At 60.9% G+C, this 18300-nt stretch carries 22 protein-coding genes and 1 tRNA gene; 16 read left to right on the plus strand and 7 right to left on the minus strand.

Annotation, left to right across the window (positions count from 1 at the left end; translation table 11 throughout):
• Positions 1–12: 12 nt before the first annotated feature.
• From radC to FHS83_RS06525, 7 genes are all read left to right on the plus strand, one after another.
• Positions 13–711 carry a RadC family protein gene (radC, locus tag FHS83_RS06495; protein ID WP_167082033.1) on the plus strand — a complete coding sequence of 233 codons (699 nt, stop codon included), beginning with the start codon at positions 13–15 and terminating at the stop codon, positions 709–711.
• A gap of 114 nt (positions 712–825) precedes the next feature.
• The gene (locus tag FHS83_RS06500; protein WP_167082035.1) at positions 826–1686 is read left to right on the plus strand and encodes an ABC transporter permease subunit; all 861 of its coding nucleotides are present in this window, start codon (positions 826–828) and stop codon (positions 1684–1686) included.
• Complete coding sequence (locus tag FHS83_RS19365; RefSeq protein WP_167082036.1) at positions 1683–2483, plus strand: ABC transporter permease subunit; 801 nt, start codon at positions 1683–1685, stop codon at positions 2481–2483. The genes FHS83_RS06500 and FHS83_RS19365 overlap by 4 nt, the downstream gene beginning before the upstream one ends.
• Positions 2480–4078, plus strand: coding sequence for an ATP-binding cassette domain-containing protein (locus FHS83_RS06510; RefSeq protein WP_167082038.1), 1599 nt, complete (start codon positions 2480–2482; stop codon positions 4076–4078). Before FHS83_RS19365 ends, FHS83_RS06510 begins: the two co-directional genes overlap by 4 nt.
• A gap of 39 nt (positions 4079–4117) precedes the next feature.
• Positions 4118–5422: an adenylosuccinate lyase gene (purB, locus tag FHS83_RS06515; RefSeq protein ID WP_167082040.1), complete on the plus strand. Its 1305-nt coding sequence runs from the start codon at positions 4118–4120 to the stop codon at positions 5420–5422.
• Positions 5423–5509: 87 nt separating this feature from the next.
• Positions 5510–5959, plus strand: coding sequence for a hypothetical protein (locus tag FHS83_RS06520; protein WP_167082043.1), 450 nt, complete (start codon positions 5510–5512; stop codon positions 5957–5959).
• Positions 5960–5986: 27 nt separating this feature from the next.
• A complete protein-coding gene (locus FHS83_RS06525; protein ID WP_167082044.1) occupies positions 5987–7006 on the plus strand; it encodes a hypothetical protein in 1020 nt (339 codons plus the stop codon).
• Positions 7007–7079: 73 nt separating this feature from the next.
• Here FHS83_RS06525 and FHS83_RS06530 read toward each other — a convergent pair whose 3' ends face one another.
• The 4 genes from FHS83_RS06530 to FHS83_RS06545 form a co-directional block, all read right to left on the minus strand.
• Positions 7080–8240 carry an aminotransferase gene (locus FHS83_RS06530; RefSeq protein WP_167082046.1) on the minus strand — a complete coding sequence of 387 codons (1161 nt, stop codon included), beginning with the start codon at positions 8238–8240 and terminating at the stop codon, positions 7080–7082.
• Positions 8241–8244: 4 nt separating this feature from the next.
• Positions 8245–8553 (minus strand): HigA family addiction module antitoxin, encoded by a 309-nt coding sequence (locus FHS83_RS06535; protein ID WP_167082049.1) that lies wholly within the window; start codon positions 8551–8553, stop codon positions 8245–8247.
• A 9-nt stretch (positions 8554–8562) separates the two neighbouring features.
• Complete coding sequence (locus FHS83_RS06540; RefSeq protein WP_167082051.1) at positions 8563–8859, minus strand: type II toxin-antitoxin system RelE/ParE family toxin; 297 nt, start codon at positions 8857–8859, stop codon at positions 8563–8565.
• A 137-nt stretch (positions 8860–8996) separates the two neighbouring features.
• On the minus strand, positions 8997–9314 hold the full coding sequence (locus FHS83_RS06545; RefSeq protein ID WP_167082053.1) for a DUF1476 domain-containing protein: 318 nt from the start codon (positions 9312–9314) through the stop codon (positions 8997–8999).
• Between the two features lie 259 nt (positions 9315–9573).
• Here FHS83_RS06545 and purC point away from each other — a divergent pair, with 259 nt between their 5' ends.
• The 8 genes from purC (at position 9574) to FHS83_RS06585 (ending at position 15565) form a co-directional block, all read left to right on the plus strand.
• Positions 9574–10338: a phosphoribosylaminoimidazolesuccinocarboxamide synthase gene (gene purC, locus FHS83_RS06550; RefSeq protein ID WP_167082055.1), complete on the plus strand. Its 765-nt coding sequence runs from the start codon at positions 9574–9576 to the stop codon at positions 10336–10338.
• 123 nt (positions 10339–10461) lie between these two features.
• The gene (purS, locus tag FHS83_RS06555) at positions 10462–10704 is read left to right on the plus strand and encodes a phosphoribosylformylglycinamidine synthase subunit PurS (protein ID WP_167082057.1); all 243 of its coding nucleotides are present in this window, start codon (positions 10462–10464) and stop codon (positions 10702–10704) included.
• A gap of 26 nt (positions 10705–10730) precedes the next feature.
• Positions 10731–11273: a DUF2059 domain-containing protein gene (locus tag FHS83_RS06560; protein ID WP_167082059.1), complete on the plus strand. Its 543-nt coding sequence runs from the start codon at positions 10731–10733 to the stop codon at positions 11271–11273.
• Positions 11270–11938: a phosphoribosylformylglycinamidine synthase subunit PurQ gene (purQ, locus tag FHS83_RS06565; protein ID WP_167082061.1), complete on the plus strand. Its 669-nt coding sequence runs from the start codon at positions 11270–11272 to the stop codon at positions 11936–11938. Before FHS83_RS06560 ends, purQ begins: the two co-directional genes overlap by 4 nt.
• A gap of 65 nt (positions 11939–12003) precedes the next feature.
• On the plus strand, positions 12004–14208 hold the full coding sequence (gene purL / locus FHS83_RS06570) for a phosphoribosylformylglycinamidine synthase subunit PurL (protein ID WP_167082063.1): 2205 nt from the start codon (positions 12004–12006) through the stop codon (positions 14206–14208).
• A 49-nt stretch (positions 14209–14257) separates the two neighbouring features.
• Complete coding sequence (locus FHS83_RS06575; RefSeq protein ID WP_167082065.1) at positions 14258–14488, plus strand: BolA/IbaG family iron-sulfur metabolism protein; 231 nt, start codon at positions 14258–14260, stop codon at positions 14486–14488.
• Positions 14489–14556: 68 nt separating this feature from the next.
• Positions 14557–14889 (plus strand): Grx4 family monothiol glutaredoxin, encoded by a 333-nt coding sequence (gene grxD, locus FHS83_RS06580; RefSeq protein ID WP_167082067.1) that lies wholly within the window; start codon positions 14557–14559, stop codon positions 14887–14889.
• 7 nt (positions 14890–14896) lie between these two features.
• The gene (locus FHS83_RS06585) at positions 14897–15565 is read left to right on the plus strand and encodes a glutathione S-transferase (protein WP_167082069.1); all 669 of its coding nucleotides are present in this window, start codon (positions 14897–14899) and stop codon (positions 15563–15565) included.
• On the opposite strand, the gene FHS83_RS06590 is transcribed toward FHS83_RS06585, so the two are convergent.
• Together FHS83_RS06590 and rpsD are read right to left on the minus strand one after the other, a co-directional pair.
• Complete coding sequence (locus FHS83_RS06590; RefSeq protein WP_167082071.1) at positions 15562–16200, minus strand: glutathione S-transferase family protein; 639 nt, start codon at positions 16198–16200, stop codon at positions 15562–15564. The two genes, FHS83_RS06585 and FHS83_RS06590, sit on opposite strands and share 4 nt — an antisense overlap.
• Before the next feature lie 69 nt (positions 16201–16269).
• The gene (rpsD, locus tag FHS83_RS06595; protein ID WP_167082073.1) at positions 16270–16884 is read right to left on the minus strand and encodes a 30S ribosomal protein S4; all 615 of its coding nucleotides are present in this window, start codon (positions 16882–16884) and stop codon (positions 16270–16272) included.
• 178 nt (positions 16885–17062) lie between these two features.
• On the opposite strand from rpsD, the gene FHS83_RS06600 reads away from it, so the two are divergent.
• Positions 17063–17148 (plus strand) — tRNA-Leu (locus tag FHS83_RS06600).
• Between the two features lie 161 nt (positions 17149–17309).
• Here FHS83_RS06600 and FHS83_RS06605 read toward each other — a convergent pair.
• A complete protein-coding gene (locus tag FHS83_RS06605) occupies positions 17310–18269 on the minus strand; it encodes a TerC family protein (RefSeq protein WP_167082075.1) in 960 nt (319 codons plus the stop codon).
• Positions 18270–18300: the final 31 nt, after the last annotated feature.

Consider the following 18300-nt stretch of genomic DNA (forward strand, 5'->3'; position numbering starts at 1 on the left):
TCCGGGTGGGGGATGGGCTTGAAACCTGCCGAAGAGTTGGTGCCGCATTTCCATGGGCATCGCGAGCGTCTGCGCGAACGCTTCGCTGCGGGTGGCGCCGACGCCATGCCCGATTACGAACTTCTGGAACTGGTCCTCTTCGCCGCTATTCCGCGCAAAGACGTCAAGCCGCTGGCCAAAGCCCTGATCGCCCGTTTCGGCAGCTTTGCCGAGGCGATTGCCGCGCCGCGCGAGCGTATTCTGGAAATAGACGGCGCCACCCAATCCGTCGCCACCCAGATGAAGATCATCGAAGCCGCCGCCTTGCGCCTTTCCAAAACCAAGCTTCTGGGCAAGCCCGCGCTGACAAGCTGGGCAGCGCTTCTGGATTACTGCGCGGCGGCGATGGCGCGCTCGCAGCGCGAGGAATTCCGGGTGCTGTTCCTCGACCGCAAAAACAGCCTGATCACCGACGAGGTGCAATCGACCGGCACCATCGATCACACCCCGGTCTATCCGCGCGAGATTGTCAAACGGGCGTTGGAAGTTGGGGCCACCGCCATCATCCTGGTCCACAACCACCCCTCGGGCGATCCCACCCCCTCCAAAGCCGATATCGCCATGACCCGCGAGGTGGTGGATGCCGCCAAAGCCTTGCGGATTGTGGTGCATGACCACCTGATTGTCGGGCGCAGCGGCACGGCCAGCTTCAAAGCTTTGGGATTGCTTTAGGAAACGGCTGCTAGATTTTTCACACGAGGTTTTCCAAAACGTCGTGGCATGGCGCTATCGAGGCTTCGGGAGCAAGGGCTCTGGCGTTATAGAGGGGACATCAAGGTGGGGCCGATGAAGCGGTTCTTGGCGCGGCAAGCCGTGCAATTGGTGGTGGGATTGAGCGGGGCGGCATTGGCCGCCATCGCCCTGTCCGCTATCGCTTCGCCGCACCAACGCAATTTACCCGGCTTTCTGGCCGCTTTGGGCACTCGCTTGGTCGAAATCTCACATGGCGATTTCGGCAAAAGCGCCATCACCGGCGCGCCGGTGCTGAGTGATGCCGCCGCCCATCTGCCACCAACGCTGGCGCTGATCGGAAGCGGGGCTGCCATTGCCCTTGCCGTCGGCCTGCCTTTGGGACTGCTCTTTGCTTTTGGCTCGATCCGCAAGGTGACCGCGCCCTTCCTACAAATTCTGACGGCAACGCCGGTGTTTTGCGCGGGGCTGGGGCTCGCTTGGGCGGCGGCGAGCTTTCTGCATTGGCCCGTGAGCATCAATGGCTTCGGGCGGGGGGAGAACGAGCTTCTTCTGGCCGTGCCGCCTATCGCGATGGTGGGGCTGGCGGGCGCCGCCGCGGTACAGCTCGCCTTGCGGCAGGCCGCTGCCAAATCCAGCGGTGAAGCCTTCCGCCCCGCACTGAAAAGACTGGGCCTCGGCGCGATGGAAATCGAAGTTCTTTATGTGCTGCCGCAAATCCTGGGCGGACTTCTGGCCCGGGCCGGAGACATAGCGCTGTCGCTGGTCTCTGCCGCGGTGGTGGCCGAATGGGTGTTTCATCGCCAAGGCGCCGCCGATCTCTTCGTCAAATCCGTAGCGCTGGCCGATTGGACCATGGCGGCGGTGATCCTTTTCGTCTTCGCCGCCCTGACCATCCTTGCCACCTTCGCGGGCCGGATCGCGGGCTATGTTCTGGCGCGGGAGGCCGTGGCGTGACCACCCCCTCGAGCCTTTTCACCCATCTGATACGCGGCCTGGGCTGGCTTGGGCTGGCGCTAATCTTGGTCGTGATCTTCCTCAGCGATTTCCTCGCCCATGCCCCGGCGGGCGCGACCCTTGCCGGTGCTGAGCTTCTGCCCCCTTCGCCCGGCCATCCCTTTGGCACCGATGTTTTGGGCCGCGATGTCTTGAGCGAGACGGTGCATGGCCTGCATCAGACCGGCAAACAGGCGCTCGCGGCGGCGGTGATCGCGATTTTCGCAGGCGGCTTTTTCGGGGTGATGGCCGCGCGGCTGCCACGGGCGCTGGCGCTTTCTTTGCGCGGACTGATCGGGGTCTTCGCCTCGGTGCCGGCGTTGCTTTTGACCATGGTCTTCGTTGGGCTCGCCGGTCATGACATGCTGGCCTATGCGGCGGGCCTTGCGGTGGCGCCTTTGGGTTTCCTGCGCGGCTTCGATTCCGTCGATCTCTCCTCAGCGCACGCCAAATATGCACGGGCGACGGGGATTTCGGGCCTCACCTTGTTGCGGCGCGACCTCACTTACGATTTCCAGCACATCCTGCCCCAGGTCGTGGCGCGCGCCCTCGCCGCCGTGACGATCCTGGTCTCCACCGCGAGCTTTCTCGGCTTCGGGGCGAGCCCGCCCGCGCGCGATCTTGGCCTCATCATCGCGGCCGCCAAGGCGAGCTATCTTACCGAGTGGTGGACGGCGTTGTTCCCGGCGGCGGTGCTGGTCTTGTTCGTGCTCTGCGCCCGGCTGGCCGCGGGTCTTGAAGAAGGCGAGCGGGCATGATGGAGCGCGGCCTCGTTCTGGAACTGCATGGGATCGGGCTTAGCCAAGGCGCCACGACCCACCTGGACCGCATTTCCTTGAGCCTTGCGGCGGGCGAGCGGCTGATCGTCTTGGGCGAAACCGGTTCGGGACGCGAAGCCCTGATGCGGGTGCTGGGCGGCTTTCCCGAGAAAGGCGACGTCATCACCGGCACCATCCGCTATGCCGGGGGCCCGCCCGTACCCGCGGGCAGCAGAAGCAAACCCGCGCTTCGAACCGCCTATCTGCCCAATCCGCTGAGCCATCCCTTGGTGCCCCATGCCAGTGTGGCGGCGCAGCTTACCCGCATCGTGGCGCGCAAGCTCAACGCCCCCTTCGGCAGCGCGCGCGAGGAGTTGCGCTTGGCGCTGGAGCGCCTGCCCGGCGCCGTGACCCTGCCGCTCCTCGACGCCAAGCCAACTGCGCTTGACCCGGTTACCATCGCCACCGGCCTGATCGCTTCGGTTTCGGCGCAAACCCCTGATCTGGTGCTGGCCGAATCTCCCTTCGCCGATCTCGGCCCCAAGGCCATCAAGACGCTGCTCAACGCGCTCGACGCCGAACAGCAGCGGCTCAATTACGGCCTTATCTATGCCACCGGGGGCCTCTCCCCAATTGCGCGGCTGGGCGGGCGCGTGCTGGTGCTGCGCGCCGGCAAGGTGGTGGAGGAAGGCAGCGCCGAGCGGCTGATGAGCGGCCATGCCCATGCCTATACACGGCGCCTGTTCGAGGCCCTGCCACGGCTGGTGATGGAAAATCCCCGGCCGCGCTCTTTAAGTCGGGGCCAGCCGCTGCTCCAATTCCACAACGTGCCGTTTGGCTCTGAACCGCCGCCTAAGAACCTCTATGGTGAAGAGCGGCCCGTGCGGGACGGGGTTACCTTTGAAATCCGCCGCGGCGCCTCTCTGGCGCTGATCGGCGAGCCACAATCCGGGCGGCACGCGCTGCTGCGCCTGATGCTGGGGGTCGATCCGGCGCCTTCGGGCCGGGTTCTCTTCGATGCCGTCGACCTTAACGTCCTCTCAGAAGGCATGGCCGCCCGCATCCGCCGCCGCGTCGCCTATATTTCCGGGCGGGACGACACGCTCGATCCGCGCATGACCCTGTGGGACACGGTGGAAGAGCCTTTGCGAGCCCATCTCAATATCTCCGGCGAGCTGATCGCGGGCTATCGTGAGGCTGCCTTGAAGCGGGTGGGGCTCGCCTCCCATGACGGCAAATTGCCGGTTTCGGTGCTTTCCCCCTTCGACAAGCGCCGCTTGGCTGTGGCGCGTGCCTTTGTCGGCGCTCCCCTTCTGGTGGTGGTGGATGAGCCTTTGACAGGGCTGGACGCCTTTGCCCAGAACATAATGCGCGAGGTTTTGATCGATTTTCGCGCCACCCAGGGCCCGGCTTTCCTGGTTTTGACCTCTGATTTCACCATCGCCCAAGCCTTGGCCGAGGACGCCCTGGTGCTGGAGGGCGGCAAGATCGTGGAAAAAGGCGCCATCGCCCATCTGGTACATTCCCCCAAACATGACGCCACAAAAGCGCTGATCGACGCCGTGAGCCTTTCGCGCGAGGCCGCTAGCGTTTAGGTTCCGGCCCGTTTTCGACACCAACCGGACCCAAAGCCCATGATCCCCCGCTACGCCCGCGCCGAAATGACCAATATCTGGTCGGCCGAAACCAAATTCCGCATCTGGTTCGAGATCGAGGCCCATGCCGCCCATGCCCTCGCCGAGCTGGGCGTGATCCCCAAGGAAGCGGCCAAGATCGTCTGGGAAAAGGGCAGCGTCGCTGAGTTCGATGTCGAGCGCATCGACGAGATCGAGCGCGAGGTGAAGCACGACGTCATCGCCTTCCTCACCCACCTCTCCGAAATCGTCGGCCCCGAAGCGCGCTTTGTGCATCAGGGCATGACCTCTTCGGATGTGCTCGACACTTGCCTCGCGGTGCAGCTGAAGCGCGCCAGCGATATCCTGATCGAGGATATCGATATCCTGCTCGAGCAGATCAAGCATCGCGCCTTTGAGCACAAATACACCCCGACCATCGGGCGCAGCCACGGCATCCATGCCGAACCGACCACCTTTGGGCTGAAGCTCGCTGGCTATTACGCTGAGTTCGTCCGCGCCCGCGACCGGCTGGTGACGGCGCGCGAGGAAATCGCCACCTGCGCCATCTCCGGCCCGGTCGGCACTTTCGCGAGCGTCTCGCCCAAGGTGGAAGAATATGTCGCCCATAAGCTGGGGCTGAAGGTGGAGCCGGTCTCCACCCAGGTGATCCCGCGCGACCGCCATGCCGCCTTCTTCGCGGCACTGGGCGTGGTCGCCTCCTCGCTGGAGCGCTTCGCCACCGAGATCCGCCATTTGCAGCGCACCGAAGTTCTGGAGGCGGAGGAATATTTCTCCCCCGGCCAGAAGGGTTCCTCGGCCATGCCGCATAAGCGCAACCCCGTCCTCAGCGAGAACGTCACCGGCCTTGCCCGCATGGTGCGCGCCTATGTGATGCCGGCGATGGAAAACGTCGCCCTCTGGCATGAGCGCGATATTTCGCATTCCTCGGTGGAGCGCTATATCGGCCCCGACGCCACCATCACGCTCGACTTCGCCATCGGCCGCATGTCGGCGATCATCGGCAAGCTGGTGGTCTATCCCGAACGCATGCAGAAAAACCTCGATCAGACCCAGGGGCTGGTGAACAGCCAGCGCGTGATGCTGGCGCTGACGCAAAAAGGTGTGGCGCGCGAACATGCCTATCGCCTGGTCCAGCGCAATGCGATGCGCACCTGGAATGGCGAAGGTCCGCTGATCGAACTCCTGAAGGCCGACCCGGAAGTCTCTGCTGCCCTCACCCCCGCCGAGCTTGAACCGCTGTTCGATCCTTCGCACCACTTCCAGAATGTGGATGTGATCTTTAAGCGGGTGTTCAAGGACTAACACCGGATACGCCGAAAGCGGGCTTCTTGAGATGAGGCCCGCTTCGCACCGGATCGCAGAGGCGGGCGGAGACCACGCGAAAACCGCATGGATCGGCACCTTGGCCCGGCCTCCTCGAGGCTATGCGAAAGCGACACTGCATCTGGCCTTCCTCGGCAACCCCTTTTCGACCAGGGCGATGTCTCGGTCACTTTCGCTTGGAACGCCGCGAGCGGCGCCCGTCACCTCTGTATGCTCCCGCGCAATTATTCTTTTTCGACCGTGATCGTCATCACGGGCCAATCCCTGGCGTTTCCTCCTCCAGCTACTAAAGAACAAAATAAGAACATTTGTGCCAAAGTTCAAGAAAAAGACGCGCGCCAAATCATCACGAATTATTCCAGCGCTGCGTCTTATGTGCAGAGGAACGCGGCGGGTTTGGAAAGCGAATTTGCCGTTCGGATTACAGGCGCGATGCCACATGTGGACATTCACAACCGGAACGATGTTTGTGACCCACCACGCGATATATTGGCGTCTTCGACAAATGATTCCTGAGCAAGACTCAAGGTAGGTCGCGGGGCTATGACAGAATCTGAACAACGACCTGAATATATCAATCTCAAAAAGCTGATTATCGAATTTCTCGGACAGGACTGGTTAGCGGACGCAACAAAGCCGAGTTACGGGGCACTCGGGTTTTCTGATGTAGTGCCGGTACTGAACCGGTTGAGAGACCTATTAATCCTGCTTGATCGAGCTGATCTTAGCTTTTTTCCACCCCAACTCATTACTCAGGTTCAACAGTGGCTGACTAATCTCTCCGTTTCGATCTTGAGTATGCGCAATTTCGATATTCGACAGAACAATGCTTCACAGGTACGAGATCAGATTGTTGACCAACTGAAAAATCACTACACCAACATTTTCAACGTGCTGGCCGCTCCGCTCGCTGTAAATTTTGCCAAGGACATTGACCTTGCGGTGTTGCGAGCCAACATTTCTGAAGATGTCAAAAAAAACGTTGCATCAGTATTTGCGGAAAGCGAAAACTCTGCTGCGCAAATCCGAGAAGCCAGTAAGCAGGCAAGCGAAGTGCTTGCTGCAATGAAAGAAGCAGCCGGACAGGTCGGAGTATCAGCAAATGCAAAAGTGTTTGCCGACCAAGCAACTGAGCACAAAGCTTCCGCAGATCGTTGGATGTTGTTCACCGTCACGGCCGCTATCCTGACAGTAGGATGGGGCACATTCGTTCTATGGGGAATACCTATTAGCCCGGTAGCGCCAGTAGCGGAGATAGTGCAACAGGCGATTGCGAAGCTGATTGTCTTCTCTGGCCTCTCATATGGACTGCTCTGGTGCGCAAGGAATTATAGCGCAAATCGACACAACTATGTTTTGAACAAACACCGGCAGAATTCGCTCGCCACGTTTGAAACCTTCGCAAAATCTGCCGAGGGAGATCCGGACACAAAGAACGCTATCCTCCTACAAGCGACGACATCGATATTCGCGGCCCAAACAACAGGCTATCTTACGAAGGAGCCGGAAATCGACCAGCCAAGCAAAATCGTCGAGATTATGCGATCAGTGAAGGGCGGCTGAGGGTCCACTTCTGGCGCATATTGCTCATGCGCCTTTTTCTACGAAGGTCCGGAATGGGGGGCGAAAGCGACCCTCACCCGCGCTTAAAATACCGCTCCAGTCTCTTCACCGCCTCTTCCAGCACGCTCTGCTGTTTGCAGAAGGCGAAGCGGATGAGGTGATCGGGCTTGCCGCTTTGGAAAAAAGCGGAGAGCGGAATGGCGGCGACGCCCGCCTCGCGCACCAGACGCTGGCAGAAGGCAGCATCGGATTCGTCTATCAGGCCACGAATATCGGCGGTGAGAAAATAAGTGCCTTCGCAGGCGAGCGGCTTGAAGCCGAGGCGCGCGAGACCTTGCGCCAGAAGATCACGGCGGTCTTGAAGATCGCGCGTGAGATTCAGGGTGAAGTCCATCTCGTGTTCGAGCGCGAAGGCGATGCCCTTTTGCAGCGCGGGCGGGGTGGTGAAGGTGAGGAATTGATGCGCCTTGGCGGCGACATCGATCAGCGGCGCCGGGCCCATCACCCAGCCGACCTTCCAGCCCGTGAGCGAGAACATCTTTCCCGCAGACCCAATGCGCACACAGCGCTCACGCATCCCCGGCAGCGATGCGAGCGAGCGATGGGCACGATCATCGAAGACAAGATGCTCATAGACCTCATCCAGAATCGCGATGGCGTTTGTCTCTGAGAGCACGCGGGCGAGGGTGGCGAGTTCTTCATCGTCGAACACCTTGCCGATCGGATTCATCGGACTGTTGAGAAGGAGCGCAGAGGTGCTGGGCGTGATCACGCTGCGCAGCGCTTCTTCGGTGAGGCGCCAATCGGGCGGAGCCAGCGAAAGGGTTTTCACCCGCGCGCCCGCGGCTTCCGCGATGGGGCTATAGGAATCGTAAGAGGGATCGATCAGCACCACTTCACCGCCTTGCGGCGCGAAGGCGAGAATGGCGGCGGTCAAAGCCTCGGTCGCGCCGGAGGTGACAACGATCTCGGTATCCGCATCATAGCTGAGGCCATAAAAGCGCATGGCATGGGCGGCGAGGGCGCGGCGGAGATCCTGGCGGCCACGCATCGGCGGATATTGATTGGACTCTTCGGTCAGCGCGCGCGCCGCGGCGGCGAGGATTGAGTTTGGCCCGTCCTTATCAGGAAAGCCCTGCCCCAGATTGACCGCCCCATGCTCCACCGCCAGCGCCGACATCACCGTGAAAATGGTGGTGGGCAGTTGGGCAAAGACGGGATTGGCGTGTGTCACGATTCTAGGCCGCAGAGGGGAGTGGTTTGGCGCGTTCGACTCGCGCGCGCTCGTCCGGTGAATTCATGACCTCCCAAAGATCGTTGCGCCGCTGGATGTTCAGCCAAAAATCGGGGCTGGTGCCAAAGACCCGTGCCAAAATAAGCGCTGTGGCCGCGGTGATGTTGCGGCGGTTGTTGCAGAGCTCATTCACATGCTTGCGCGGCACACCCATCGCCTCGGCCAAGGCCGCCTGTGTAAGCCCCATCGGTGTCATGAATTCCTCCGAGAGGATTTCGCCGACACTTGCCGGTTTGCGTTTGGTCATCAGCATGAGGTCACCTCACCGATACGTATGGCTGTCGAGGTAAAGCCCGGAAGCTTCGCCCTTTGTACCATCCCAGCGGAAAATCAGCCGCCATTGCTTGTTGATGCGAACCGAATGAAACCCTTCAAGTGCCCCGCGCAATTTCTCAAAATGATTGCTGGGCGGCACACGCAAATCCCGATCACAGGTGGCATCATCGATCATCTGAAGACGGCGAAACAAACGGTCTTCAAGGTCAGCCGGAATTTGGCGGGCGCGAATATCGTCCACGAAGAATGCACGCAACCACTCATCCCGAAACCCTGTAATCATTTCGCCCCCAACAAGGGCTACTGTACCACCCTACGGTACACTCCACAATAAACAACCCGCCCTTAGCCAAGCTAAGAGCGGGTTGAATGCAGATTAGCCAAAAGCGACCGGTCAGCTCCCGCTGACGTTCATTCCGCTCAGCTCCCGGCCACGATCTGTTCGCGGGCGGTGACGGTGAGTTCGGCCATTTTCCGGCGGATGACGTCGTCGGCGACGCCCTTGTCAGCGAGATCTTTCTTTACCTTGCGGAAGACATCTTCCTCGCCCGGTTCGGCAAAATCGGAAGCGACTACGGTTTTGGCGTAGGCGGCTGCCTCATCTCCCGCCAAGCCCAATAGTTCGGCAGCCCAAAGACCCAGCAGTTTGTTGCGCCGCGCGGTCGCCTTGAAACGCTGATCTTCGTCCAGCGCCCATTTGTCCTCGTGGTTCTTGCGATCTTCCAAGCCGTTCGCCATAACAACCCCTTGAAATTTATGACTAATGCCGGACTTCCGGCAGGTTCAGCAATATCGTAGCCGAGGAAATTACAGAACGCCAACCCTCCCTGAGGGCTCCGTTTTGGTCCTGCACATTGCCCCAGGCAGGCAGCATGCTATTTTCCCGGTTCAGCGGGGTCGCTTCCGACTCCCTTTTTTCGCGTTTTGGCGCAAGCGGCCTAGTTCTGGCCCGAGCGCCGTACAAACCTGGAGCGCGCCAGGCAGTTAGGACGAGCATATGAAGCGCCGGCGCATGATTTATGAAGGCAAGGCCAAGATCCTCTATGAGGGGCCCGAGCCCGGCACGGTGGTGCAATACTTCAAGGACGACACCACAGCCCTCGATTCCACCAAGAAGGCGGTGATCGAAGGCAAGGGCGTGCTCAACAATCGCATCAGCGAATACCTGATGACGCAGCTCAACCTCATCGGGGTGCCGACCCATTTCGTGCGCCGCCTCAACATGCGCGAGCAGCTGGTCAAGGAGGTTGAGATCATTCCCTTGGAAGTGGTGGTGAGAAATGTCGCGGCGGGCTCCATGTCCAAGCGCCTCGGCATCGAGGAAGGCACGCCCCTGCCCCGCTCCATCATTGAGTATTATTATAAAAGCGACGCCATGAAGGACCCCTGGGTGTCGGAAGAGCACATCACCGCCTTTGGCTGGGCCAGTCCCCAGGACCTGGACGATGTGGTGAACCTGACCATCCGCATCAACGATTTCCTCTCCGGGCTTTTCCTCGGTGTCGGCATCAAGCTCGTTGATTTCAAGGTGGAATTCGGCCGTCTCTGGGAGAACGATTACATGCGGATCGTGCTCGCCGACGAGATCAGCCCCGATTCCTGCCGCCTCTGGGACGTCCAAACCGGCGAAAAGCTCGATAAGGATCGCTTCCGGCGCGATATGGGCGGGCTGATGGAGGCCTATTCCGAAGTCGCGCGGCGCCTGGGCATCCTGCCCGAATCCGGCCAGAGCGAGGCCAAAGGCCCGATGCTGGTCCGCTGAGGGCCGCATAAGCGATTTGACACGGAAAAGCGGGTTCCCCTTTTGGGGAAAGCGCTTTAAACCCGCCCTGCAATTCAGATCGGTTTTACCCCCCTTCCTGGGGAGGGTAATCGTGGAGAACATATGAAAGCGCGCGTCTTCGTCACCCTTAAGAATGGCGTCCTCGACCCGCAGGGCAAGGCCATTGGCCATGCCTTGAACAATCTCGGCTTTGAGAGCGTGGGCGAGGTCCGCCAGGGCAAGCTGATCGAAGTCGAACTCAGCGAAACCGACGAGGACAAGGCCCGCGCCGAGCTCAAGGACATGTGCGAGAAGCTGCTCGCCAATACCGTGATCGAGAAATACGAAATCGAGCTCAAAGCTTGAGCCGCCCAGCGGCAGAAAGATCCACGATGAAGCTTCTGGCGAGTTTGGCGGTAGGCGCGGCGCTGTTCTGCGGCGCAGCTTTTGCCGAGGACGAAATCTCCCCGGCGCGCCTGACGCTCGCCAAAGAGGTGATGCAGCTTTCCGGCGCCACCTCGGCGTACGACAATTACGAGAAGAATCTCGACATGATGGTGGCGCAGCTGCGCCGCTATCTGCCCGGCGCCGATGACGCCACCATGGCGGATGTGAAGAGGATCGCCATCGACGAGTTCACGGCCTATAAGCCGACGCTCCTGGAGAACGCGGCCGCGGTCTATGCCCACCATTTCTCGGAAAAAGACCTGAAGGGCCTCGTCAGCTTCTATAAGACCGAGGCTGGCAAGCATTACGCTGCCGAGATGCCTGCGCTCGCGAGCGAAAGCGTCAAGCTCACCGAGCCCTTTACCGAACGCTTCATGGCGAAGCTGCAGGAATACATCGCCAAGCGCGCCGCCGCCGAGCAGAAGAAGCAAGACGAGATGCTTCCCGCCGTTCCGCCCGCCGACAAAAAGAAGAGCCCCGAAAAATGAAATCCGCTGTCGTCGTTTTTCCCGCTTCCAATTGCGACCGCGATGCGGCCGTGGCGCTTGAAGCCATCACCGGCACCAAACCGCATATGGTCTGGCACGGCGATAGCGAGCTGCCTGAGGTCGATCTGATCGTGCTGCCGGGCGGGTTTTCCTATGGCGACTATCTTCGCTGCGGCGCCATGGCGGGCCAGAGCCACATCATGCGGGCGGTGAAGGAAAAGGCCGAGGCCGGGGTGCGCGTGCTGGGCATCTGCAACGGTTTCCAGGTTCTCACCGAAACCCACATGCTGCCGGGCGTCTTGATGCGCAATGCGGGGCTGAAGTTCGTTTGCCGTCCGCAGGCGCTTGAGGTGGTGGAAAGCCAGAGCGATTTCACCCGCAACTACGAAGCGGGCCAGCGCGTGGTCTTCCCGGTGGCGCATGGCGAAGGCAATTACTTCGCTGATGACGAGACGCTGGACCGGCTCGAAGGCGAAGGCCGCGTAGTGTTCAAATACGCCAAGGGCGAGAACCCCAACGGCTCGGCCCGCGATATCGCCGGTATTCTCAACGAAAAGCGCAATGTCTTAGGGCTCATGCCCCATCCCGAACGCGTCTGCGATCCGCTGCTTGGCGGTACCGACGGCAAGGCGCTGTTCGAAGGGCTGCTCGAGACGCTCGCGTAAAGACGACGAATTCTGGATGGCCGGGTCCTGCCCGGCCATGACGACGTGAAAGAATAGAGCTGAAGATGACCGCTATCACTCCCGAACTCGTCCGCGAACACGGGCTGAATGAGGCCGAATACGCCAAGGTGCTGGAGCTTCTCGGCCGCGAGCCTTCCATTGTGGAGCTCGGCATCTTCTCGGTGATGTGGAGCGAGCACTGCTCTTATAAATCCACCCGCCTGCATCTGAAGAAGCTGCCGACCAGCGCACCTTGGGTGATCCAGGGCCCGGGCGAAAATGCCGGCGTGATCGATGTCGGCGATGACGATGCCTGTATTTTCAAAATGGAAAGCCACAACCACCCCAGCTTCATCGAACCCTTCCAGGGCGCGGCGACAGGCGTGGGCGGCATCATGCGCGACGTCTTCACCATGGGCGCGCGCCCGGTGGCTTCGCTGAACGCGCTGCGCTTCGGTGAGCCGGATAACGCCAAGACCAAGCATCTTGTGAGCGGCGTAGTGGCCGGTATCGGCTCTTATGGCAATTGCATGGGCGTGCCCACCGTGGGCGGCGAGACCAATTTCCATAAGTCCTATAACGGCAACATCCTGGTCAACGCGATGTGCGTGGGCCTGGCCAAGAAGGACAAGATTTTCTATTCGGCGGCCAAGGGCATCGGCAATCCGGTGGTCTATGTCGGCTCCAAGACCGGCCGTGACGGCATCCATGGCGCCACCATGGCCTCGGCCGAGTTCAACGAGGATTCCGAGGAGAAGCGCCCGACGGTGCAAGTCGGTGACCCCTTCACCGAGAAGCTGCTGCTGGAAGCCTGCCTTGAACTGATGAATACCGACGCCATCATCGCGATCCAGGATATGGGCGCGGCGGGGCTGACCTCTTCGTCGGCGGAGATGGCCGATAAGGGCGGCTCGGGCATCGAGATCGACCTCGATATGGTGCCGCAGCGCGAAACCAATCTCACGGCTTACGAAATGATGCTCTCGGAAAGCCAGGAGCGCATGCTGATGGTGCTAAAGCCGGGCCGCGAGGGCGAGGCTGAAGCCATCTTCAAGAAGTGGGAACTGGACTTCGCCATCATCGGCGTCACCACCGATACCGGCCGCATGGTCGTCAAGCATAAGGGCGAGATCGTCGCCGATATGCCGGTGACCGCGCTTTCCGATGCCGCGCCGATCTATAACCGCCCTTATGTGCTGCGCAGCCCCGCCGAAGGCCAGCCGGAATTTGATGCCGCGAAGCCCGCAATGGACTCGCTGATCAAATTGCTCGGCACGCCGGACCTCTGCTCCAAGCGCTGGATCTGGGAACAGTATGATTACACCGTGATGGGCGACAGCGTGCAGCAGCCGGGCGGCGATAGCGCCGTGGTGCGTATCCATGGCACGCAAAAAGGCCTGGCGCTGACCACCGATGTGACGCCGCGCTATTGCTATGCCGACCCGCGCGAAGGCGCCAAGCAGGCCGTCGCCGAAGCCTATCGCAATATCTCGGCGGTTGGCGGCACGCCTTTGGCGCTGACCGATTGCCTGAACTTCTCCAACCCCGAAAAGCCCGAAGCCATGGGCGAAATCGTGGCCGGGATCGAAGGCATGGGCGAGGCTTGCCGGGCGCTCGACTTCCCGATCGTGTCGGGCAATTGCTCGCTCTATAACGAGACGCAAGGCACGGGCATTCTGCCGACCCCGGCGCTGGGCGGCGTGGGGCTTCTGAAAGACATCTCCAAGATGGCGACGGTGGCCTTCAAGCGCGACGGCGATGCCATCGTGCTGTTCGGCGAAACGAAAGGCCATCTCGGCGCGTCCGTCTATGTGCGCGAGATCGAAGGCAAGGAAGAGGGCGCTTGCCCGCCCGTCGACCTCGAGATCGAGAAGAAGCACGGCACGTTTATCCGTGGGCTGATTGAAGCGGGCACGCTCGATACCGTGCATGACATCGCCGATGGCGGCCTCTTGGTCGCGGTCGCCGAAATGGCACTGGCGAGCGACATCGGCGCGGTGCTGCGCATCAATTACGGTCCGGAAAAGTTCCTGCCCTTCCTCTTTGGCGAAGATCAGGGCCGCTATCTCGCCGCCCTTCCCGAATCCGAAGCGGACGCGGTGCTGGAAGCGGCGAAAGAGGCCGGTGTTCCGGCCCGCATCATCGGCTTTACCGGCGCGGTTTCGCCCGCGGGCGTGCCCGTGCTGATGGGCCCCGGCCTTCCCGCCACGGCGCTGGAGAAGCTGCGCAAAGCCCATGAAGAGTGGCTGCCGGGCTATATGAAGAACTAGGCCGATCGTTTCACCCTCCCCCCCAAGGGGAGGTTAGGGAGGTTGTGACATGCCGATGCCCGCCCATGAAATTGAAGCGCTGATCAAAGCCGCTTTCCCAGATGCCGAAGTGACCATTTCGGCGCTGGCCGATGACAATGACCACTGGCAGGCCGTGGTTAAATCCGCCGCTTTTCAAGGCAAAAGCCGCGTGGCGCAGCACCAAATGGTCTATGCGGCCCTGAACGGCAAAATGGGCGGCGAATTGCACGCCCTGATGCTGCAAACGATGGCGAAGTAGTCGTCAGCCGTCCTTGACGGGGGCGACGAGGGTTCTTACCTCTAGAGGGACTTTTGAAAGGCTCCAAAATGACCGCCATTGCCGACCGCATTGCCGCTGATATCGCCGCCAACGACGTGGTGCTCTTCATGAAGGGCACGCCGGTTTTCCCGCAATGCGGCTTCTCGGCGGCGGTGGTGCAGATCCTCACCGAAGAGGGCGTGAAGTTCCAGGCCTATGACGTCTTGAAGGATCCCGAGCTGCGCGACGGCATCAAGGTGTTCTCCAACTGGCCAACCATCCCGCAGGTCTATGTCAAAGGCGAGTTCATCGGCGGATGCGATATCCTGCGCGAAATGCACGCCAATGGCGAGCTGAAGGCGCTTCTGGCGGAAAAAGGCATCGTCACCGCCGCGGTGTGATCCCGCTATGACGATCACCGTTCATCACCTTAATAACGCGCGCTCGCATCGCGTGCTGTGGCTCCTGGAAGAGCTGGAGCTGCCCTATGAGATCGTGTGCTATCTGCGCGACCCCAAAACCATGCTCGCGCCCGAAGCGCTGAAGAAGGTGCATCCGCTCGGCAAAGCGCCCGTCCTGACCGATGGTGATGTCACAATCGCCGAAAGCGGGGCGATCCTCGAATATCTGATCGAGCGTTATGGCGAGGGCCGCCTGGCCCCGCCGCCCGGCACGCCCGCGCGGCAGGCCTATCGCTTCTGGATGCATTACGCCGAAGGCTCGCTGATGCCGCCGCTGCTCTTGAAGCTTGTTTTCCGCCGTATCGCGACGGGCGCGCCCTTCCTGATCCGCCCGATCGCCAAAGCCATCGCCAGAGGCGCGGAGACAGGCTTCATTGATGCGCAGCTCAAAACCCATGGCGGCTATTGCGATGCGGCGCTGGCCCAATCGCCCTGGTTCGCGGGCGCCGAATTCTCTGCCGCCGATATTCAGATGGGCTTTCCGGTAGAGGTGTTCCTGGCCCGCTCCGGCCTTGCCGCGCGCACACCGCATCTCGCCGGTTTCGCGGAAAAAATCTGCAGCCGCCCCGCCTATCAGCGCGCGGTGGAACGCGGCGGTCCGCTGAACCTCTCCTAACCCATCCAGAAGTGTTTTTGGAACACCGCGGTCAAGCGCGGGCGCTCCTTGAGCGCGGCGGCGATGGCGCAGATCTTCGGGATATGCGCCTCGCGCCAGCCTTCGGCGCGGCATTCGCGCCAGCGGCTGAACATGGTGGCGTAAATATCCACTAGCGAAAAGCCGGAGGCGAAGAACCACGGCCCTTCGCTGGCCGCCGCTTCCACCGCTTCCATGCGTTCGCGAATGCGCCGCTTGGCGGCGAGCTTTAAGACCGCCGCACCTTTGTGATCGGGGACAAAGCGCTCAGGGTAATCGGCGATCTCCACCGGCGGATAAACTTCCGAGGCCATAAAGGCGAGCCAGCGCAGCGCTTGTGCGTAATCGGGACTTTCCACCGGCGGTAACAGATTGGCCTCGGGATGGCGCGTGGCGATGAGAAGCATCAGCGCCGCGGTCTCAGTGACGATCTCGCCGGAGGGCAGCTTCAGCGCGGGAACTTTGCCGCTCGGATTAAGCGCACGAAATTCCTCTGTGCGCTGCTCTTCTTTCTCGAGGCTGATTTCGGAGAAGGCGTAGTCGAGCCCGGCTTCGGCAAGCACGGCTTCCACCGCGAAAGCGCCCGAACCTTTGTCGCCATAAAGGATGTAGGTCATCGCCGATTCCCCAAAAGAAAAAGCCCCGCGAAGATCGCGAGGCTCTTCCAATCTGGCAATAGCCAAATCTTAGCGCGAATAGAATTCGACGATGAGATGCGGCGCCATCTGGGCAGCGTAGGGAACATCGGCGAGCTTCGGCGTGCGCAGGAACTTGGCGGACTTGCCGGGATCGACTTCCAGATAATCCGGCGTATCGCGCTCAGAAGACTGGCTGGCTTCCAGAACCACCGCCATGTCGCGGGCCTTGGCCGAGAGTTCGATGAGATCGCCTTCGCGCAGCTGATAGGAGGCGATGGTGACGCGCTTGCCGTTGACCTTCACATGGCCGTGGGAAACGAGCTGACGGGCAGCGAACGGGGTCACGGCGAACTTGGCGCGATACACAGCGGCGTCGAGGCGGTGCTCGAGCAAGCCGATCATGTTCTCACCGGTGTCGCCCGGACGGCGCACGGCTTCCTGATAATAGCGGCGGAACTGACGCTCGGTGATGTTGCCGTAATAGCCCTTGAGCTTCTGCTTGGCCTGCAGCTGCGTGCCATAGTCCGAGAGCTTCTTGGCCTTGCGCTGGCCGTGCTGGCCCGGGCCATAGGAGCGCTTGTTGACCGGGCTCTTCGGGCGGCCCCAGATGCTTTCGCCCATGCGGCGATCAATTTTGTATTTGGCAGATTCGCGCTTTGACATCGGACTTTCAGAACTCTCTTGGAAAGGCGGCGCACTATAGTCCGTGAAGTTTTGCTGTCAATGGGCAATAAGTCATTGATTTGTTATGCGGTTTGTCGGGTACCTAGACTACAAGTTGCATCGAAAATGCCCCGTAGCGGCAGACTCCAGCCTAGGCTATACACCCCATCCCTTCGCTGCGGGCGTGGCGAAATGGTAGACGCAACGGACTTAAAATCCGTAGGGCGAAAGCTCGTGCCGGTTCAAGTCCGGCCGCCCGCACCAGCCTTCGCTCGCAGCGCGAGAGAAGGCGTCGAATACACTGCCGTTATCGACCACCGGAGCCCCTTCGGCGAAGGCGGGCTGGTTGCCGCGAGCTACGGCTTGGCAAGCCAGATTTACCCGCGCAGCGCGAGAGAAGGCTGCCACGCCGGTTCCTCGAAAGCCTATGACCTCTTGCCTGCCTGCAGTTCGGGTTTCCGCATCAGGCTGGCGGCGATGGAGATCGCGAGGGCCAGCGCGACGGCGCTTAAGGAGAGCCAGACTGGAATCTTGATCCAATCCACGATCAGCATCTTGGCACCGATGAAAACCAGGATGGCGGCAAGGCCGTATTTGAGCAGCGAAAACCTGCCGCCGAGATCGGCAAGGAGGAAATACATCGCGCGCAGCCCCAATATGGCGAAGAGATTCGAGGTCAGGACGATGAAGGGATCAGTGGTGATCGCGAAAATCGCCGGGATGCTGTCGACAGCGAAAATCACATCGGAAAATTCCACCAGGATCAGCGCCAGCACCAACGGGGTCGCCATGCGCATGCCATCGCGCAGGACGAAAAAGCGCTCGCCCTCCAAATGCTCTGTCACCGGGTAGTGCTTCTTGATCCAGCGGATCAGCGGATTTTGCGCAAGATTCGTCTCGTGATCGGCAAACCAGGCCATCTTCACGCCGGTGATGAGAAGGAAGGCGCCGAAGAGATAGAGCAGCCAATGAAACTCTGCGATCAGCCAGCTTCCGGCGAAGATCATCACGGTGCGCAGCACGATGGCGCCGAGAATGCCGTAGAGCAGCACCCGGCGTTGCAGATGAATGGGGATGGCGAAGAAGGAGAAAATCATCATCCAGACAAAAACATTGTCGATGGCGAGCGATTTCTCCACCAGATAGCCGGTGAGGAAGGCTACAGCTTTTTCGTTCGCGATCTGACGGCCTAGCGTCTGGTCCAGATACCCCCATAGGGCGCCAGCAAAAGCGATCGACAGCGCGACCCATAGAACCGACCACAGCGCTGCCTTGCGAATGGAAACGCGCGTCTCCCCCTTGGCCAGAAACAGATCGGCGGCGAACATGGCGGAAACCAGCAGGCCAAAGACCAGCCACATCCACCAGACGCCTATCGTTTCCATGGTTCCTTTCTTCCCCTGCCTGCGGCGGCAG

It is taken from the genome of Rhizomicrobium palustre, from assembly GCF_011761565.1.
Lineage (GTDB): Bacteria > Pseudomonadota > Alphaproteobacteria > Micropepsales > Micropepsaceae > Rhizomicrobium > Rhizomicrobium palustre.

Excerpts from the sequence above, each read along its gene's own strand:
- FHS83_RS06560 (WP_167082059.1), top strand. The coding sequence starts at position 10,731 with ATGAAGCTTCTGGCGAGTTTGGCGGTAGGCGCGGCGCTGTTCTGCGGC.
- grxD (WP_167082067.1), top strand. The coding sequence starts at position 14,557 with ATGACCGCCATTGCCGACCGCATTGCCGCTGATATCGCCGCCAACGAC.
- FHS83_RS06520 (WP_167082043.1), top strand. The coding sequence starts at position 5,510 with ATGGATCGGCACCTTGGCCCGGCCTCCTCGAGGCTATGCGAAAGCGAC.
- rpsD (WP_167082073.1), bottom strand. The coding sequence starts at position 16,884 with ATGTCAAAGCGCGAATCTGCCAAATACAAAATTGATCGCCGCATGGGC.
- purS (WP_167082057.1), top strand. The coding sequence starts at position 10,462 with ATGAAAGCGCGCGTCTTCGTCACCCTTAAGAATGGCGTCCTCGACCCG.
- radC (WP_167082033.1), top strand. The coding sequence starts at position 13 with ATGGGCTTGAAACCTGCCGAAGAGTTGGTGCCGCATTTCCATGGGCAT.
- FHS83_RS06545 (WP_167082053.1), bottom strand. The coding sequence starts at position 9,314 with ATGGCGAACGGCTTGGAAGATCGCAAGAACCACGAGGACAAATGGGCG.
- FHS83_RS06510 (WP_167082038.1), top strand. The coding sequence starts at position 2,480 with ATGATGGAGCGCGGCCTCGTTCTGGAACTGCATGGGATCGGGCTTAGC.
- FHS83_RS06590 (WP_167082071.1), bottom strand. The coding sequence starts at position 16,200 with ATGACCTACATCCTTTATGGCGACAAAGGTTCGGGCGCTTTCGCGGTG.
- FHS83_RS06575 (WP_167082065.1), top strand. The coding sequence starts at position 14,258 with ATGCCGATGCCCGCCCATGAAATTGAAGCGCTGATCAAAGCCGCTTTC.
- FHS83_RS06500 (WP_167082035.1), top strand. The coding sequence starts at position 826 with ATGAAGCGGTTCTTGGCGCGGCAAGCCGTGCAATTGGTGGTGGGATTG.
- FHS83_RS06535 (WP_167082049.1), bottom strand. The coding sequence starts at position 8,553 with ATGCTGATGACCAAACGCAAACCGGCAAGTGTCGGCGAAATCCTCTCG.
- FHS83_RS06525 (WP_167082044.1), top strand. The coding sequence starts at position 5,987 with ATGACAGAATCTGAACAACGACCTGAATATATCAATCTCAAAAAGCTG.
- purC (WP_167082055.1), top strand. The coding sequence starts at position 9,574 with ATGAAGCGCCGGCGCATGATTTATGAAGGCAAGGCCAAGATCCTCTAT.
- FHS83_RS06605 (WP_167082075.1), bottom strand. The coding sequence starts at position 18,269 with ATGGAAACGATAGGCGTCTGGTGGATGTGGCTGGTCTTTGGCCTGCTG.
- purL (WP_167082063.1), top strand. The coding sequence starts at position 12,004 with ATGACCGCTATCACTCCCGAACTCGTCCGCGAACACGGGCTGAATGAG.
- FHS83_RS06585 (WP_167082069.1), top strand. The coding sequence starts at position 14,897 with ATGACGATCACCGTTCATCACCTTAATAACGCGCGCTCGCATCGCGTG.
- FHS83_RS06540 (WP_167082051.1), bottom strand. The coding sequence starts at position 8,859 with ATGATTACAGGGTTTCGGGATGAGTGGTTGCGTGCATTCTTCGTGGAC.
- purB (WP_167082040.1), top strand. The coding sequence starts at position 4,118 with ATGATCCCCCGCTACGCCCGCGCCGAAATGACCAATATCTGGTCGGCC.
- purQ (WP_167082061.1), top strand. The coding sequence starts at position 11,270 with ATGAAATCCGCTGTCGTCGTTTTTCCCGCTTCCAATTGCGACCGCGAT.